Genomic DNA, 16,326 nt, shown 5'->3' with positions numbered 1-16,326 from the left:
CGTCAGCTGTCCTTGCGGAGGGCGTGGGCGAGAAGGTCGAGGAAGGAGCGGTTGATGAGGCTCGACTCGGAGGGCCTGAGCGGGCGCCGGGACAGCATCGCGGCCTGCCCGTAGAGGGCTTCGGCGCTGGTACGGGCCAGCTCGGGCTCGTCGATGGCGACGGCGGCGCGGACCAGCGGGTTGAGCTGGTTGAGGATCAGCTGGGCGCGCGGGGCCTCCTGGTGCAGAGCGCCGAGGATGTCGCCCCACAGACCGCCCTCCTGCTCACGGGCGAGCTGGGAGCGGGTGCGCTCGTGCCGGGCCTCGCGGCTGTCGACGAGGAGGGCGGGGGCGGAGGCGGGCTGGAAGGTACGCAGCGCGACATCGCAGTCGAAGACGGCGAGGGCGTCGCGGGCCAGGGCGAGGTAGGCCATGGCGGCCAGTTCCGTCTCCCGGTCGACGGGGTCGAGATGGGCGGTGAGGGTCGCCGGGTCGAGGTCGGCGACGCTGACCTCGGGCCTGATCTCGGGGAGCCGGTGGACCAGTTCACGGTCGTATGTGTAGCCGCCGTTGACGACGCCGAGCCCGGCGGCCGAGGCTATCGCCGCGACCTGCCGGAACTCCTCCACGCTCGACGTCACGAGCACGGTGCGGTGGGTGCGCGCGAACTCGTCGAGGGTGGCGTGCCCGTCGGTGGTCTCGAACGGCAGCCAGGGCAGCAGCATCCGCAGGATCTCGTCGTCGTGCACCGCCAGCGACTTCACGGCCAGGTGGTGGGCCTGGAGGAAGCGGGCGAGCAGGTCCGGATCGCTGGCGGCGGCTCGGGCGATCCACGCACGCAGCCGCTCGGCGAGGGCCTCGCGAACGGCGGCGAGCGTGTCGTCCTCGTACAGGGACTCGCGGGACGCCGTCGGGCGCAGGCTCTCGGCGTCGACGACGCAGCGGACGAAGAACGCCCACTCGGGCAGGATCTCCTCGGCCTGTTCGGACAGCAGCATGCCCTTGACGTGCACGCGATGGCCGTGGCGGCGCCCGGTCGGCACCGCCTCGGGCAGCACGCACGCGATGCCCTTCAGGCCCACGGCCGGCAGGTCCAGCTCGATGGTGTCCAGCGGTGTGAACCCGAAGACCTCCTCGCCGTACGCGGCCAGCGCACGGGAACGGGCTCCCGGGGTGGGGTACGTACGTGCCCAGGGCGCGGGCTCGGGGTTGACGGATGCGCCCGGACCACCCGTGCCGTCGTCGAAGGTCACCGGGTGGCGCAGCAGGGAGCCGAAGTGCCGGGCCAGCGCGTGCACCCGCGCCGGCCGGGTCCACTCGCCCGTGTCGGCGCGCGGCGTCAGCGTGACGGTGGTACCGGGCCGGGGGCGGGCGGATGCGGGCAGGGTGCGGACGGCGTAGCTGCCGTCGCCGCGCCCCCGCCACTCCACGGCGGGTGCGTCGGGGGTGCGGGCGGAGCGGCTCAGGACGTGGATCTCGTCCGCGACCAGGAAGCAGGAGAGCAGGCCGATTCCGAACTGGCCGATGAAGTCGCCGCGTTGCTCGGCGATCCTTTCGGCGCGCTTGCTGCTGCGGCCGATCGTGGCGAGGAAGGTGTGCACGTCGGCCTCGGTGAGACCGACGCCGTCGTCCTCGACGCGTACCACCGCACCGTCGGCGTACAGGCGGATACCGAAGGCGTCGGCAGGGGCGTCCGGTTCGAGGCCGTGCCGGGCGGTCAGCGCGTCCACCGCGTTCTGCAGAAGTTCGCGCAGGTAGACGCGGGGGCTGGAGTAGAGGTGGTGGGAGAGGAGATCGACGAGGCCGCGCAGATCCACCTGGAAGGTGCGATCGGCGCCGGCCGGGGTCGCTGCGGTGTCGGGCAGAGTCATCGGCAGTCCGGAGTGGGAGGGGCGACGGGTGGCTGGAGGGACCGGGACCGGCGTGGCTCAGACGCGGCGGTGCCGGCGGGCGAACTGCTTCTCGGGCTCCGCGAAATAGGCCCAGGGCCAGCTGGTGTAGGCGCCGTCGAGCGCCTGGAAGACGCGCCGGACCGTGTGGCGCTCGTCGGCCAGCGACAGGGCCATGGCGAAGATGTTGAAGTCGTGCTGCCAGCCCGGCCGCCGCGCGTAGGCGGGGTGGAGGATGCTGTGGTCGGCCGCGCTGCGCAACTCGGCCTGGATCTCGGGAGTTCTGAGGCAGTTCGCCCGGTCCGACTCGACCCACTCCTCGATGTGCGCCATGGCGATCACGCAGCCGATCCGGTGCCCCTGCGGGGCGCGGACGAACGCGTCGCGGGCGAACGCCAGGGACTGCCCCGGCTCGCCGCCCCACCGGGGCTGCAACTGCGACAGCCATTCGATGTGGGTGTCCAGGTCCAGCGGTTCTCGGCGCAGGGCGGCGTCGAGCCGGGTCTCGTTGACGGTGGGGCCCAGCGACATGCCACGGCCGGAGGCGAGGAGATGGCGCCACGGCGTGACCCATTCCGGCCGCAGCTCGGCGGCCTCCAACAACTGCTCCTCGGCGATCCGGAGCCGCTCGTGGAAGACCCGCCACTGCTCCTGCGTGACGTTCGCGGCACGCTCGGCGGTGCGCGCCTCCCAGCCCCAGCTGACGTGGCGCGTTCCGGATATCAGCAGGGCCGTCGCCCGGTGCTCCTCGTCCTCCTCGGCGGCGCGGCCGATCCAGTCCTGCACACCGTCCAAGGTGGCCAGCTCACCGAGGACTTGGTGGTCACGACCGAGGTCGAAGGGGACCAGCGCCGCCTTGACCGCCTCCCAGTCGCCCGCGTCGGCCGCCTCCACCAGCGCGAGCACCCGCGCGTCCCCGAGCGCGCGCAGCGTGTACATCCCGTTCTTCCGCCTGCGCGGGACGGGAAGGGCGTGCGGATCCGCCGCCGGTCTCTCCTCGCCCCTGCCGAACAGCTTGCCGAACATGCCGCGCCCTCCCCTGGTCCCGGGTGATCGTGGGGTGCAGCATAAGCGGGCCCACCGACATCACTTCCACAGGGTATTCACGGGTGCTTCACGATTCCGGCCACCCGAATTCCCGCCCACGCCCGAGCTGCCACGAGCCCTGGCGGCCCGGCCCCGTGGACGAGCGGACCGCGGACGAGTGGACTGAGAACGAGTGGACCGCGGACGAGCGGGCCGCGGACGACACCACAGCCCTGCGGATGAAAACGTCGACCGACGATCGATTCCGGACCTGCGCATGGCGATGCGCGGATCACGCGTGACCGATTGCCCCGGAGCCCAAGGTCACCACAACAAAGAACCCCAGGTCACGGCGAGTGAGTCCTGGGGTTCCTTGGAGCCGCCTTCGGGATTCGAACCCGAGACCTACGCATTACGAGTGCGTTGCTCTGGCCAACTGAGCTAAGGCGGCATGCCCTGTCGCACTATGGTGCGATCAGCAGCGTCGCCAAGTCTACACAGTTTCCAGGGGTGCTCCGTACCAGCCTCACTTCGGGCCGTTTCCGCAGGTCAGCGGCGAGACGGGGTGGTCAGGAGCACATCTTGCCCTTGGCCGGCGGGGTGCCTTCCAGGAGGTAGGTGTTGATCGCCGTGTCGATGCAGTCGCTGCCGCGGCCGTACGCCGTGTGGCCGTCGCCCCGGTAGGTGAGAAGGGTGCCGGAGGAGAGCTGGCCGGCCAGGGACCGGGCCCACTTGTACGGGGTGGCCGGGTCGCGGGTCGTGCCGACCACGACGATCGGGTCCGCGCCCTTCGCCTCGATGCGGTGGGGGGTACCGGTGGCCGGGACCGGCCAGTAGGCGCAGTTCAGGGCGGTCCAGGCAAAGGCCCTGCCGAAGACCGGGGACGCCTTCTCGAAGGCGGGGACGGCCCGGGTGACGGCCTTGGCGTCGGCGAAGGCGGGCGGCTGGTCCAGGCAGTTCACGGCGGCGTTGGCGAACATGAGATTGGCGTACGTGCCGTTCGGCCGGCGTTCGTAGTAGCTGTCCGACAGGGCGAGCAGGCCGGAGCCGTCGCCCTTCTGGGCGGCGGCGAGGGCCTCGCGGAGCTGCGGCCAGGCCGACTCGTCGTACATGGCGGCGATGACCCCCGTGGTGCCCAGGGACTCGGTGAGCCTGCGGGAGTCACCGGTGGCGATCGGCCGGGCGTCGAGGTCGGCGAAGAGCCGCTTCAGCCGGGTGGCGGCATCGGCGGTCGAAGTGGTGCCGAGCGGGCAGTCCTTCTTCTTCACGCAGTCGGCGGCGAAGGCCTGGAACGCGGTCTCGAAGCCCGCGGTCTGCTCGCGGTTCAGGTCGACGGCGTCGAGCGACGGGTCCATCGCGCCGTCGAGGACCAGCCGGCCGACCCGGGCGGGGAAGAGTCCGGCGTACGTCGCACCGAGGTAGGTGCCGTACGACGCCCCGACGTAGTGCAGCTTCTCGTCGCCGAGCAGGGATCGCAGGATGTCCATGTCCCGGGCGGTCTCGACGGTGGAGACATGGGGCAGGATCTCGCCGGAGCGCTTCTCGCAGCCGCCCGCGAACTGCTTGAACGCGCCGCTCAGCCCGGTGACCTCGCCGGCGTCGTCCGGGGTCTGGTCGACCTGGGTGTAGGAGTCCATCTGCGGACCGGTGAGGCATACGACGGGCTCGCTGCGGGCCACCCCGCGCGGGTCGACGGCGACCATGTCGTAGCGGGCCCGGACCTGGGCCGGGTAGCCGACGGCCGCGTAGCCCTGGAGGAACTCGATGGCCGAGCCGCCGGGGCCGCCCGGGTTCACCAGGAGGGAGCCGATCCGCTTGCCGGGTCCGGTGGCCTTCTTGCGGGAGACGGCCAGTTCGATTTCGCCGCTGTCCGGTTTCTTGTAGTCCAGTGGTGCCTTCATCGTTGTGCACTGGAACCCCTCGACGCCGCAGTCCCGCCACTTCAGTTGCTGCGCGTAGTACGACGTGAGCTCGGCGGGGACGGACGGCGCGGGCGAAGCGGATGATGCGGACGGCGAGCTGCTCGTCGAACTGCCGCTGGTGCAGCCGGAGATGAGAAGGCCGGCCGTGCCGAGCGCGGTGGCGAGAATGCGGAGCGAGCGCCTGGTGTCCATCCCCGGAGCGTAGTGGCCTGGTGACGGTTCGCCCGATTCGCTCCTCGTACGGGTGAATGAGCGATCGTGAATGAGCGATCGTGAACGGGCCGGGGGCGGATAAGCGGGTGCGGGTGGCCGGCCGGAAACGGGTGGTGTCAGCCCGCTCGCAGCGCCATCGTCATCGCCTCCACCGCGAGCAGCGGCGCGACATTGCGGTCCAGCGCCCGGCGGCAGGCGGTCACCGCCTCTATCCGGCGCAGGGTGCGCTCGGGCGTGGAGGAGCGGGCGATGCGGTCGAGGGCGTCCTGGACGTCCCCGTTGGCGATGGCGATCCGCGAGCCCAGCTGGATGGCCAGTACGTCACGGTAGAAGCCGGTCAGGTCGGTGAGCGCGAGATCGAGGCTGTCGCGCTGCGTACGCGTCTTGCGGCGCTTCTGCCTGTCCTCCAACTCCTTCATCACCCCTGCGGTACCGCGCGGCAGCCGTCCCCCGGCGGCGGCGCCGAGTGCGGCCTTCATCTCTTCCGTCTCCTTGACGTCGACCTCCTCGGAGACCTGCTTGGCGTCATCGGTGGCGGTGTCGATCAGCTCCTGGGCGGCCTTGAGGCAGCCCCCGATGTCCTCGACCCGCAACGGGAGTTTGAGCACGGCGGCGCGGCGCGAGCGGGCCCGCTCGTCGGTCGCGAGGCGGCGGGCCCTGCCGATGTGGCCCTGAGTGGCTCGGGCGGCGGACGCGGCCCGCTCCGGGTCGATGCCGTCCCGCCTGATCAGGACGTCGGCGACCGCGTCGACCGGGGGCGTGCGCAGCGTGAGGTGGCGGCACCGGGAGCGGATGGTGGGCAGCACGTCTTCGAGGGAGGGCGCGCAGAGCAGCCACACCGTCCGGGGCGCGGGCTCCTCGACCGCCTTCAGCAGTACGTTCCCCGCGCCTTCGGTGAGCCGGTCGGCGTCCTCCAGGACGATGACCTGCCAGCGGCCGACGGCCGGGGAGAGCTGGGCGCGGCGGACCAGCTCGCGGGTCTCCTTCACACCGATGGAGAGCAGATCGGTCCGGACCACTTCCACGTCGGCGTGTGTGCCGATGAGGCTGGTGTGGCAGCCGTCGCAGAAGCCGCAGCCGGGTGCGCCACCCAGGGCGCGGTCGGGGCTGGTGCACTGGAGGGCGGCGGCGAAGGCACGGGCGGCGGTGGAGCGGCCGGAGCCCGGCGGTCCCGTGAACAGCCAGGCGTGGGTCATCTTCGACCCCGGCGGGACCGACTCTCCCGCGGAGTGGGCGGTGACCAGCGCATCGGCGTCCCGGGCGGCGGCGCCGAGCTGCTCCTGCACCCGGTCCTGGCCGACCAGGTCGTCCCATACGGTCATGGGTCACCGCCCTTCCGGTGGTGTGCGCGCTGCGCGGCCCTCGTGCGGTGCCGCCGCGCAGCTCTGATGTCGCTGCTTGTCGATCCGGCTTCCCCGATCCGACACCCATTGTGGGGGACGGGTCTGACAATCCCGGCAACAAGGCGGTCCGGCGGCTGCCGGGCGGGCGGTCCCGGCCCGGCAGCCGTCACGGATCAGCGACGCGGGCGACGTCCCCGGCCCGAGCGGCCCGAGTCCCCGTCGTCGTGCTGGTCGCGGTGATCGCCCAGCAGCTCGTCCGCCAGCGTCGGCAGATCGTCCAGCGGGGTCTCCTCGGCCCAGTCGGGACGAGGACGGCGGGCGGGGCGCTCCTGACGCTCCTGGACCGGCCGCGAGGCACCCGCGTGCGGATCGTCGATCTGCGGAAGCTCACGGGTGCGCTCGTTCTCGCTCTCCGGCACGGAGCCCGACGGGCGCTCGTCGCGGAAGATGCCACGCGGAATCCGGTCCGCCGGATTCGTCGCACGAACGTCCCGGACACCCCGGGCGTCCCGCACCGGCGGAAGAACCGCCGTCTCGTCCGCCGCACCGGGCCGTTCCGACCGGTCCTGGATCTTGGGGATCATCGCCGTCTCGGCCTCGTCGCAGGACGTGGGCGAACTGTCCGGCGCGGGCACCTGCTGCGTCACGTCGTTCGGATCGACGATCGGCGTCGGCACCGTGATCTCGTTCTCCGGTACGGACGCGGCGGCGGCGGCCTCCGCACGGGCCTTCTCCGCCGCGGCGGCGGCCTCGGCCTCCGCCCGCCTGCGGGCCTCCTCGGCCCGCAGCAGCGCCTCTTCGGCCTTGCGCTGCTTCTCCAGCCGCAGGGCCTCGGCCTCCCTGCGCAGCCGCGCCTCCTCCTCGGCCTGCCTGCGCAGCCTGGCCTGCTCGGCCTCACGGGCCGCTTCCTCGGCCTCGCGCCGGACCCGCTCCTCCTCGGCCACCCGGCGGGCTTCCTCGGCCCGCCTGCGGGCCTCCTCCGCCTGGCGTTCGGCCTCGCGCCGGCGTGCTTCCTCCAGCTCGCGGGCCTTGCGCTCCTCCTCCTCGGCACGGAGCTTGGCGAGCTGTTCCTGCCGCTCACGCTCCAGCCGCTCCTCCTCGGCCTTGCGGGCCGCCTCTTCCTCGGCCTTGCGCCTGGCCTCCTCCTCGGCGGCCTTGCGCGCCTCCTCCTGGGCCTTGATCTCGGCCTCGGAGAGCGGAAGGAGCTGGTCGAGCCGGTGACGTACGACCGTGGTGATCGACTCCGGGTCCTGGCCCGCGTCCACGACCAGGTAGCGGGTCGGGTCGGCCGCGGCCAGCGTCAGGAAGCCGGACCGCACCCGGGCGTGGAACTCCGGCGGCTCGGACTCCAGCCGGTCGGGGGCCTCGGTGAACCGTTCCCGCGCGGTCTGCGGATCGACGTCCAGCAACACCGTCAGATGCGGTACGAGCCCGCTCGTCGCCCAGCGCGAGATCCGGGCGATCTCGGTCGGGGAGAGGTCGCGGCCCGCGCCCTGGTAGGCGACGGACGAGTCGATGTAGCGGTCGGAGATGACGATCGCACCGCGCTCCAGCGCCGGGCGGACGACCGAGTCGACGTGCTCGGCGCGGTCGGCGGCGTACAGCAGCGCCTCGGCCCGGTTGGACAGGCCGGCCGACGAGACGTCGAGCAGGATCGAGCGCAGCCGCTTGCCGACCGGCGTCGCGCCCGGCTCGCGGGTGACGACGACCTCGTGGCCCTTGGCGCGGATCCACTCGGCGAGCGCCTCGACCTGGGTGGACTTGCCCGCGCCGTCGCCACCCTCCAGGGCGATGAAGAAACCGGTCGCGGCGGGGGCGACGGCCGGGTCGCCGCCGCGCAGCGCCTCCCGCAGATCTCGGCGCAGCGGCACTCCGGAGCGGTCGTCCGTCTTGGCGAGGACGATCACGGCGACCGGCAGCAGCAGCGCGCCGATCAGCATCAGGGCGAAGGCCGCTCCACCGTGCGCGAAGACGAAGTCGCCCGAGACCAGCCGGTGGGCGCCGATCGCGGCGGCCAGCAGCGGGCCGGCGAGCGCGCCGAGCGCGATGAGGACCCGTACGACGGCCTGGAGGTGCTCGGTGGTCCTGGCCCGGCGGAACTCCTCGGTCTCCTGGTCGACCAGGACATGACCGGTGTGGGCGGCGACGCCCGCGGCGTATCCGGCGAGCACCGCGATCATCAGCACGGTCGCCGTGTCCGGCACGAGACCCATGGCGAGCAGCGCGATGCCGGTGACGGCGGTGGCCAGGGCGAGCAGCCGGCGCCGCGACAGGGTGGGCAGCACCTTCTCCGCGGTCCGGATGCCGACGCCCGTGCCACCGGTCAGGGCGAGGATCAGCAGCGCGAACGTGGCGGGTCCGCCGCCCAGGTCGGCGGCGTGCAGCACCGAGGCCGCGGCGGCTGCGGCGATGGCCCCGGCGACCGCGGCCGATGCGCCGACGATCAGCGGGACGGCCCCGGTGCGGCCCCGGTCGGGTCCGCTGCCGGTCGACGGCCGCCGCAGACCCTCCAGCGGCGAGCGCGGGCGGGGGGTCTGCGTACCGGGCAGTTCCAGGAAGTACAGGGTGGAGATCGACGCCGAGAAGAGTCCGGCCGCGACGTACGAGCCGAGGGCCGCCTGGTGGATCGAGAACCACTCCAGGCCCGAGCCCAGCACGTTGCCGACGAGGGTGGCGATCAGCAGGACGACCGCCGCGGCCGGGATCGCGGCGAAGTCGGTACGGAGGGAGAGCCGGCGCAGTGCGTCGAGGTGGTCGGGCAGCGGGCGTACCGCGGCGCCCTCGGGGGGCGGGGCGGGCAGCAGCGCGGGGGCGGCGCCGTCCTTGGCGACCGTCCACAGGCGTTCGGCCGCGCCGACGACGAAGACGGTGATGAGGATCATCATGAGTGCCTTGTCGGGCATCCAGTCGATCCACAGCGGTGCGACGACCAGCAGCGCGAGCCGCAGCCCGTCCGTCCCGATCATCAGCCACCGCCGGTCCAGCGGTCCGCCGGGCGCGGTGAGCGTCGTCAGCGGCCCGAGGAGTACGGCTCCGAAGAGCAGGGTGGCAAGGATCCGGGCACCGAACACCGCGGCGACGGCAAAGGCCGCCCCTCGGTACCCGGCTCCGAATGAGCCCTCGAGGACCGCCGCTTGCAGCGACATCAGCACCAGCACGAGAAGGGCGAGTGCATCGCCGGTACTGCCGACGAGCTGCGCGCTCCACAACCGCTTCAGCGGGGGAACACGCAACAGGGCTCGTACGGCGCGCTCGCGTGAGTCTGCGGCAAGTGTGTCGGAGGTGGGGCTCACGACCGTTGGCTGCTCGGCTCGCGTCATCCGCCCAGCCTATCCGGAGCGATGGGGTCCCCGGAGGCCCCGTCCGAACATATGGGCGCCGGAGCCGTTCCGGCCCTTCCGGCCCCACCCGGCGTCCCCGGCATTTCCAGCCCCTCCGGCGGAACAGCCGGACCCTCCGGCGCTTGAGGAGCGGGGTCCGGGGCGGAGCCCGGTCACGGGGGAAGGGGCGGGTGGGGGAACAGGCCCGCCGCAGGCGCCCACCGCCGCACCGGTCCACCTTCCCGGCACTCCTCGGCCCTCCCCCGCACGCCCCGGCCCGCCGGGCCACGCAAACGCCGGAGGGGGCTGGAACAGCCAGCCCCCTCCGGCGTGCTCGACGCGTACCGCTCAGTCCTCCACGGACGCCGCAGCCGTCTTCTTCGCGGCAGTCTTCTTGGCGGCAGTCTTCTTCGCGGCCGTCGTCTTCTTCGCCGCGGTCTTCTTGGCCGTCGCCGCCGTCGTCTTCTTGGCAGCGGTCTTCTTCGTGGTCGCCGCGCTCTTCTTGGCCGGGGCCTTCTTCGCCGTCTTCTTCTTGGCGGGCCCCTTGGCGCGCTTCTCGGCGAGCAGCTCGTAGCCGCGCTCCGGCGTGATGTCCTCGACGCTGTCGCCGGTGCGCAGCGTCGCGTTCGTCTCGCCGTCGGTGACGTACGCGCCGAAGCGACCGTCCTTGACCACGACCGGAGCCCCGCTCACCGGGTCCGTGCCCAGCTCCTTCAGCGGCGGCTTGGCAGCCGCCCGGCCGCGCTGCTTGGGCTGGGCGTAGATCGCGAGGGCCTCTTCGAGCGTGATGTCGAACAGCTGGTCCTCGGAGGTGAGCGAACGCGAGTCCGTGCCCTTCTTCAGGTACGGGCCGTAGCGGCCGTTCTGCGCGGTGATCTCGACGCCCTCGGCGTCCTCACCGACGACGCGCGGCAGCGACATCAGCTTGAGCGCGTCGGCCAGCGTCACCGTGTCCAGGGCCATGGACTTGAAGAGCGAGGCGGTCCGCGGCTTCACCGCGTTCTTGCCGGTCTTCGGGGTGCCCTCGGGCAGCACCTCGGTGACGTACGGGCCGTAGCGCCCGTCCTTGGCGATGATCTGGTGGCCGGTGATCGGGTCCGCGCCGAGCTCGAAGTCGCCGCTCGGCTTGGCGAGCAGCTCCTCCGCGTACTCCACGGACAGCTCGTCGGGCGCCAGGTCCTCCGGCACGTCCGCGCGCTGGTGGCCCTCGGCGTCCTTCTCACCGCGCTCGATGTACGGGCCGTAGCGGCCGACCCGGAGCTTGATGTCGTTGCCGACGGGGAAGGAGGAGATCTCCCGCGCGTCGATCGCACCGAGGTCGGTGACGAGTTCCTTCAGACCGCCGAGGTGGTCGCCGTCGCCGTTGCCCGCGTCGGAGGCCGCCCCCGCGCCGGCCGTGTCGCCGGCGCCCGCACCGAAGTAGAAGCGCTTCAGCCACGGCACGGACTGGGCCTCACCGCGCGCGATGCGGTCGAGGTCGTCCTCCATCTTCGCGGTGAAGTCGTAGTCGACGAGCCGGCCGAAGTGCTTCTCCAGCAGGTTGACCACGGCGAAGGAGAGGAACGACGGGACGAGCGCCGTGCCCTTCTTGAAGACGTAGCCGCGGTCCAGGATCGTGCCGATGATCGACGCGTACGTCGACGGGCGGCCGATCTCGCGCTCTTCGAGCTCCTTGACCAGCGAGGCCTCGGTGTAGCGGGCCGGCGGCTTGGTGGCGTGGCCGTCGACCGAGATCTCCTCGGCGGACAGCGCGTCGCCCTCGGCGACCTGCGGGAGGCGCCGCTCGCGGTCGTCGAGCTCGGCGTTCGGGTCGTCGGCGCCCTCGACGTACGCCTTCATGAAGCCGTGGAAGGTGATGGTCTTGCCGGACGCGGAGAACTCGGCGTCCCGGCCGTCGCTCGCCCGGCCACCGATCTTGACGGTGACGGAGTTGCCGACCGCGTCCTTCATCTGGGAGGCGACGGTCCGCTTCCAGATCAGCTCGTAGAGCCGGAACTGGTCGCCGCTCAGGCCGGTCTCGGCGGGGGTGCGGAAGCGGTCGCCGGAGGGGCGGATCGCCTCGTGCGCCTCCTGCGCGTTCTTGACCTTCCCGGCGTACGTGCGCGGCTTGTCCGGCAGGTAGTCGGCGCCGTAGAGCTGGGTGACCTGCGCACGGGCCGCGGCGACCGCGGTGTCCGAGAGGGTCGTGGAGTCGGTACGCATATAGGTGATGAAGCCGTTCTCGTACAGCTTCTGCGCGACCTGCATGGTGGCCTTGGCCCCGAAGCCCAGCTTCCGGCTCGCCTCCTGCTGGAGGGTCGTCGTACGGAACGGGGCGTACGGGGAGCGGCGGTACGGCTTCGACTCGACGGACCGTACGGCGAACGTGGCGTCGGCGAGCGCGGCGGCCAGGGCGCGGGCGTTCGTCTCGTCCAGGTGCAGCACCTGGCCGGAGCCGGACTTCAGCTGCCCGTCCGGACCGAAGTCGCGGCCCTGGGCGATGCGGCGGCCGTCGACCGCGCTCAGCCGGGCGGCGAGGGTCGACGGGTCGGAGGCGTCACCGGGACGGCCGGTGGCGAAGGTGCCGGTGAGGTCCCAGTACTCGGCGGAGCGGAAGGCGATGCGCTCGCGCTCCCGCTCGACGACGAGACGGGTCGCCACGGACTGGACACGGCCGGCCGACAGGCGCGGCATGACCTTCTTCCACAGGACCGGCGAGACCTCGTAGCCGTAGAGGCGGTCGAGGATGCGGCGGGTCTCCTGGGCGTCGACCATGCGCTGGTTGAGCTCGCGCGGGTTGGCGACGGCGGCCCGGATCGCGTCCTTGGTGATCTCGTGGAACACCATCCGGTGGACCGGGACCTTGGGCTTCAGGACTTCCTGCAGGTGCCACGCGATGGCTTCGCCCTCGCGGTCCTCATCGGTGGCGAGGAAGAGTTCGTCGGACTCGGCCAGCAGCTGCTTGAGCTTCCTGACCTGCGCCTTCTTGTCCGCGTTGACGACATAGACGGGCTGGAAGTCATGCTCGACGTCGACGCCGAGCCGACGGACCTCGCCGGTGTACTCGTCCGGAACCTCTGCGGCGCCGTTCGGCAGGTCGCGGATGTGCCCGACGCTCGCCTCGACGACGTATCCGGGGCCGAGGTAGCCCTTGATCGTCTTCGCCTTGGCAGGCGACTCGACGATGACGAGTCGGCGGCCGCCCTGTGCGGTCTCGCTGGTCGGGGACAACTTCGCTCTTCTCTCCGGTCGACGCTCGGTGGGCATCCGGGCAGCGCGATGACGCTGCCGACGGTGCTGTCGCTGCGGAGTGTGACGGTACAACCCGCCCCCGTGTCAAACGGCAAAAGCCCGCAACGGCCACTCGAACGGTAACCCGACTTCCGCCATTCCTGCCGCCCGGACCGTCCGGTCCGCCCTGTGCGCGGTCGCTGCCTGCGGGTTTTCCGGGTGCTGTTGCGGCACTGCGGGCGTCGGCGGCGGGGCGCGTACGGTCCGGGCGTGTTCCCCGCCACTGCCCGCCGTGCCCTGCGGGTTCCCGGCCGGGGCCGGTGAGGAGTGGACCGGACCGGTGGGAAGTGGATCAGATACGGGTGAAGCACCACACACCGAGGACGAGAAAAAGTACGCCGAACACAGTGGCGAGAGTGGCGGAGGCGACGGGGCTCACACCGTGCGCCACCGGCGCGCGGTGCAGCACACGCGCCCCCGTCCACAGCAGCAGCGCGGCGCCGAACAGCGCGAAGGCCGCTCCGGCGAAGACCGCAGGTCCGCTCTCCATGCCCGTACGCCTCCCTGTCGCCGCCCGGCCGGGGCGTGCGCCCCCTCCGGTCAAAAGGAGGCTGCCACCCCAGGGCGTCGACGATGCGAACCCCGGGTGAATGGCCGGAATCACCCGCTTCCGCCCCGCGGACGCGGGAGCACCATCCGGAATCCGCGCCCGAGCACCATCCGGAATCCGCGGACGCCGTGACGCACCGGCGGCGGCAAGCCCGAAGCCGCTGATGGCGAGGCCCTTCCTCACGTACGGCGGTGAGCGCCCGAACAGGAACGGAGCCCGGGAAGCCCGGCCCCGCCACCGGACCAACCGGGCCGGGACGAGGCGGGCGGGGGCGCGACTCGGCGGGACGGCGACGGGACGCAGTGGGCGGCAGCGGGACGCAGTGGGCGGAGCGGGGCGGGGCGATCAGCCCGCCGGATGAACCGGATCCAGGAAGCCCTCCTCGACCAGCAGCCGGATCGCCTGCGGGGTCCGGTCACGCAGCAGCACCGGGTCCTCGTTCATCAACTGGGCGATCGCGTCGAGGATCCGGCCCGCGGGCAGCGTCCCGTCGCACACGCCCGCGAAGCCGGCGCCGACGGCGTCGACCTTCGTCGCGCGCCGCATGCCCCGGTTCTGACGGAGCACCACGTGCTCCGGGTCCTCCGCGCCCGGCAGGCCGACCTGCTCCTGCACGACCTCGGCGGCCAGGGTGAAATGCCCGGCCAGAAGCGCCGCGTCGTCCTGCTCGCGGAGGTAGTCCTGACGGGCGAAGTGGGCCTCGACGGCCGGTCCGAGCGGCTGCTCCACCGCGTGCGGCCACTCCTCGATGACGACGGACGGATTGCCGGCGGCGGCTGCGGCGGACTTGCGCAGGGTGATCCAGCCGAAGCCGACGCCCTTGGTCTTGCGGGCCTCGAACTCGTCCAGCCAGGCGTCGTACCGCGCGGCGTACTCGGCGGGGTCCGTACGGTGGTCGCCGCTGTCGCGCAGCCACAGCTCCGCGTACTGCGTGACGTCCTGGACCTCGCGCTGCACGATCCAGGCGTCGCAGCCGTGCGGGACCCAGGAACTCAGCCGGTTCTGCCACTCCTCGCCCTCGACGTGCTGCCAGTTGGCGAGGAAGTGGGCGTATCCGCCCTCGTTCAGCCGGTCGCCCGTCTGCTGCACCAGGGTCCGGCACAGGTCGTCGCCGCCCATGCCGCCGTCGCGGTAGGTGAGGCGGGCGCCGGGGGAGATGACGAACGGGGGGTTGGAGACGATCAGGTCGTACGTCTCGGCGCCGACCGGTTCGTACAGCGAGCCCTGGTGCAGCTCGGCCGGGGCCGCGCCGGACAGCGCGAGCGTCAGCCGGGTGAAGTCCAGCGCGCGCGGGTTGAGGTCGGTGGCCGTGACCCGGGTGGCGTGCTGCGAGGCGTGCAGCGCCTGGATGCCGGAGCCCGTGCCGATGTCGAGCGCGGAGGCGACAGGCGTACGGACGGTGATCCCGGCGAGCGTGGTGGACGCCCCGCCGACGCCCAGGACCACGCCCTCCTCGCGCGAACCGATGCCGCCCGCGCCACCGACCGCACAGCCCAGGTCGGAGACGATGCACCAGTCCTGCCCCTCGGGCCCGCTGTACGGCCGGACGTCGACCGTGGCCCGCACCTCGTCGCCGACGTGGGTCACCCAGCCGTCCTCGACGCACTCGGCCAGCGGGAGCGCGGCACGGGCCCGCTCGTACGGAACGGGGTGCTGGAGCAGGAAGAGCCGCACCAGCGTGTCGAGCGGGGAGTCGCCCCGGGTGGCGCGCAGCGCCGGGACCGTCTCGCTGCGGGCGAGCGCGGCGTAGGCGGGCGCGCCGAGCAGGTCGAGGAGCCCGTCGGCGGTGAAGGCGGCGGCAAGCAGGGCTTCGCGGAGCCGGGGCGAACGGTCGGGCACGGGGAGACTGGTCGTACTCACCCACCCATTGTGGCCGCTCCCACTGACAACGGCAGCGGCCCGGCGCCCATCGGGGCAGCCGGGCCGTCCCCGCAACCCGTCATCGGCGCGGCAGATCATCGGGGCGACCGGTCATCGGCACAGCAGGCCACCGGTGTGGCAGGTCATCGGCGCGACCGTGCCTCCGGCGCGACCGACCGCGCGTCACGACAACCGCTGCTGCCGCCCGGTCACGCCTTCTTGCTGGGCGAGGCGGCCGGCGACGTGGCCCCGGACGGCGCCGTGTCGGCCTTCGGCGGCACCGAGGCCGTCGGCTTCTGGCAGCCCTTCTGCTTCGCCATCGCGGTGCCGACCTCGCCGGACTGAAGCTTCTTCAGCGCCTCGTCACCACTGGTGCTGATCTTGTTCAGCTCGTCCGCGATGCCCTTGAGCCCATCGGCGAACTTCGCCTGGTCCTTCGTCTCCAGGGCGTCGACCTTCTTCTGCAGGTTCGCGTACGCCGCGGAGGACGCGTCGAGCTCCTTCACGGCCTCCTTCTGCGTGGTCTCGCCGCTGTCGACCGGCGGCGGCCCGGCGGAGTCGACTGCCGCGCCCAGTGCCTTGTACGCCTGCGAGATCTGCTGGAAGGCGGCCGAGTCTGTCTTCTGGACGTCGGCGGGCTTGCTGTTGTCCGCGGTCTGCTGCTGGATGGCGGCGTTGGCGTTCGCGATCTTCTGGAGCTGGGGCTGGACCTGGTCGCAGACCTTCTTGGCCCAGCCGTTCACCTTGTCGCTGTTGTCGTCGCTGCTGCAGCCCGACAGCGTAAGTACCAGTACCGCGCCGCCGGACAGCGTGGCCGCAAGCTTCTTGTTCACCGGATCGGTCCCTTCCAAGGCTCTCGGCCCCGGAACTTACACGGCGGGCGCCCTCCGTCCGGGTGCCGGGCGTCCGATGAGTGGCCTTTTGTAGCCATTTGCACCAAGGGAAATGAGGGAG

General features: G+C 72.2%; 9 protein-coding genes and 1 tRNA gene. All 10 read right to left on the bottom strand.

The features are described from left to right. Positions 1 to 2: 2 nt before the first annotated feature. On the bottom strand, positions 3 to 1,850 hold the full coding sequence (locus ACFV8T_RS09635; RefSeq protein ID WP_385326071.1) for an HSP90 family protein: 1,848 nt from the start codon (positions 1,848 to 1,850) through the stop codon (positions 3 to 5). Between the two features lie 57 nt (positions 1,851 to 1,907). Beyond that, entirely contained in the window at positions 1,908 to 2,894 is a 987-nt protein-coding gene (locus ACFV8T_RS09630; protein ID WP_385326069.1) for a hypothetical protein, read from the bottom strand. A gap of 374 nt (positions 2,895 to 3,268) precedes the next feature. Further along, positions 3,269 to 3,345 (bottom strand) — tRNA-Thr (locus ACFV8T_RS09625). Between the two features lie 118 nt (positions 3,346 to 3,463). After that, complete coding sequence (locus ACFV8T_RS09620; protein WP_385326067.1) at positions 3,464 to 5,008, bottom strand: alpha/beta hydrolase; 1,545 nt, start codon at positions 5,006 to 5,008, stop codon at positions 3,464 to 3,466. 137 nt (positions 5,009 to 5,145) lie between these two features. Beyond that, entirely contained in the window at positions 5,146 to 6,351 is a 1,206-nt protein-coding gene (locus ACFV8T_RS09615) for a DNA polymerase III subunit delta' (RefSeq protein ID WP_266417535.1), read from the bottom strand. Positions 6,352 to 6,545: 194 nt separating this feature from the next. Further along, on the bottom strand, positions 6,546 to 9,692 hold the full coding sequence (tmk, locus tag ACFV8T_RS09610) for a dTMP kinase (RefSeq protein WP_385326065.1): 3,147 nt from the start codon (positions 9,690 to 9,692) through the stop codon (positions 6,546 to 6,548). 348 nt (positions 9,693 to 10,040) lie between these two features. Next, on the bottom strand, positions 10,041 to 12,902 hold the full coding sequence (topA, locus tag ACFV8T_RS09605; RefSeq protein ID WP_385326064.1) for a type I DNA topoisomerase: 2,862 nt from the start codon (positions 12,900 to 12,902) through the stop codon (positions 10,041 to 10,043). 352 nt (positions 12,903 to 13,254) lie between these two features. Beyond that, on the bottom strand, positions 13,255 to 13,452 hold the full coding sequence (locus ACFV8T_RS09600) for a hypothetical protein (protein ID WP_385326062.1): 198 nt from the start codon (positions 13,450 to 13,452) through the stop codon (positions 13,255 to 13,257). 405 nt (positions 13,453 to 13,857) lie between these two features. After that, entirely contained in the window at positions 13,858 to 15,372 is a 1,515-nt protein-coding gene (locus ACFV8T_RS09595; protein ID WP_385326061.1) for a methyltransferase, read from the bottom strand. A 209-nt stretch (positions 15,373 to 15,581) separates the two neighbouring features. After that, positions 15,582 to 16,205 (bottom strand): small secreted protein, encoded by a 624-nt coding sequence (locus ACFV8T_RS09590; protein ID WP_385326059.1) that lies wholly within the window; start codon positions 16,203 to 16,205, stop codon positions 15,582 to 15,584. Between the last annotated feature and the right edge of the window lie 121 nt (positions 16,206 to 16,326).

The sequence above is a fragment of the Streptomyces sp. NPDC059832 genome, from assembly GCF_042731715.1.
Lineage (GTDB): Bacteria > Actinomycetota > Actinomycetes > Streptomycetales > Streptomycetaceae > Streptomyces.
This window is presented reverse-complemented; position numbering and strand designations above follow the sequence as displayed.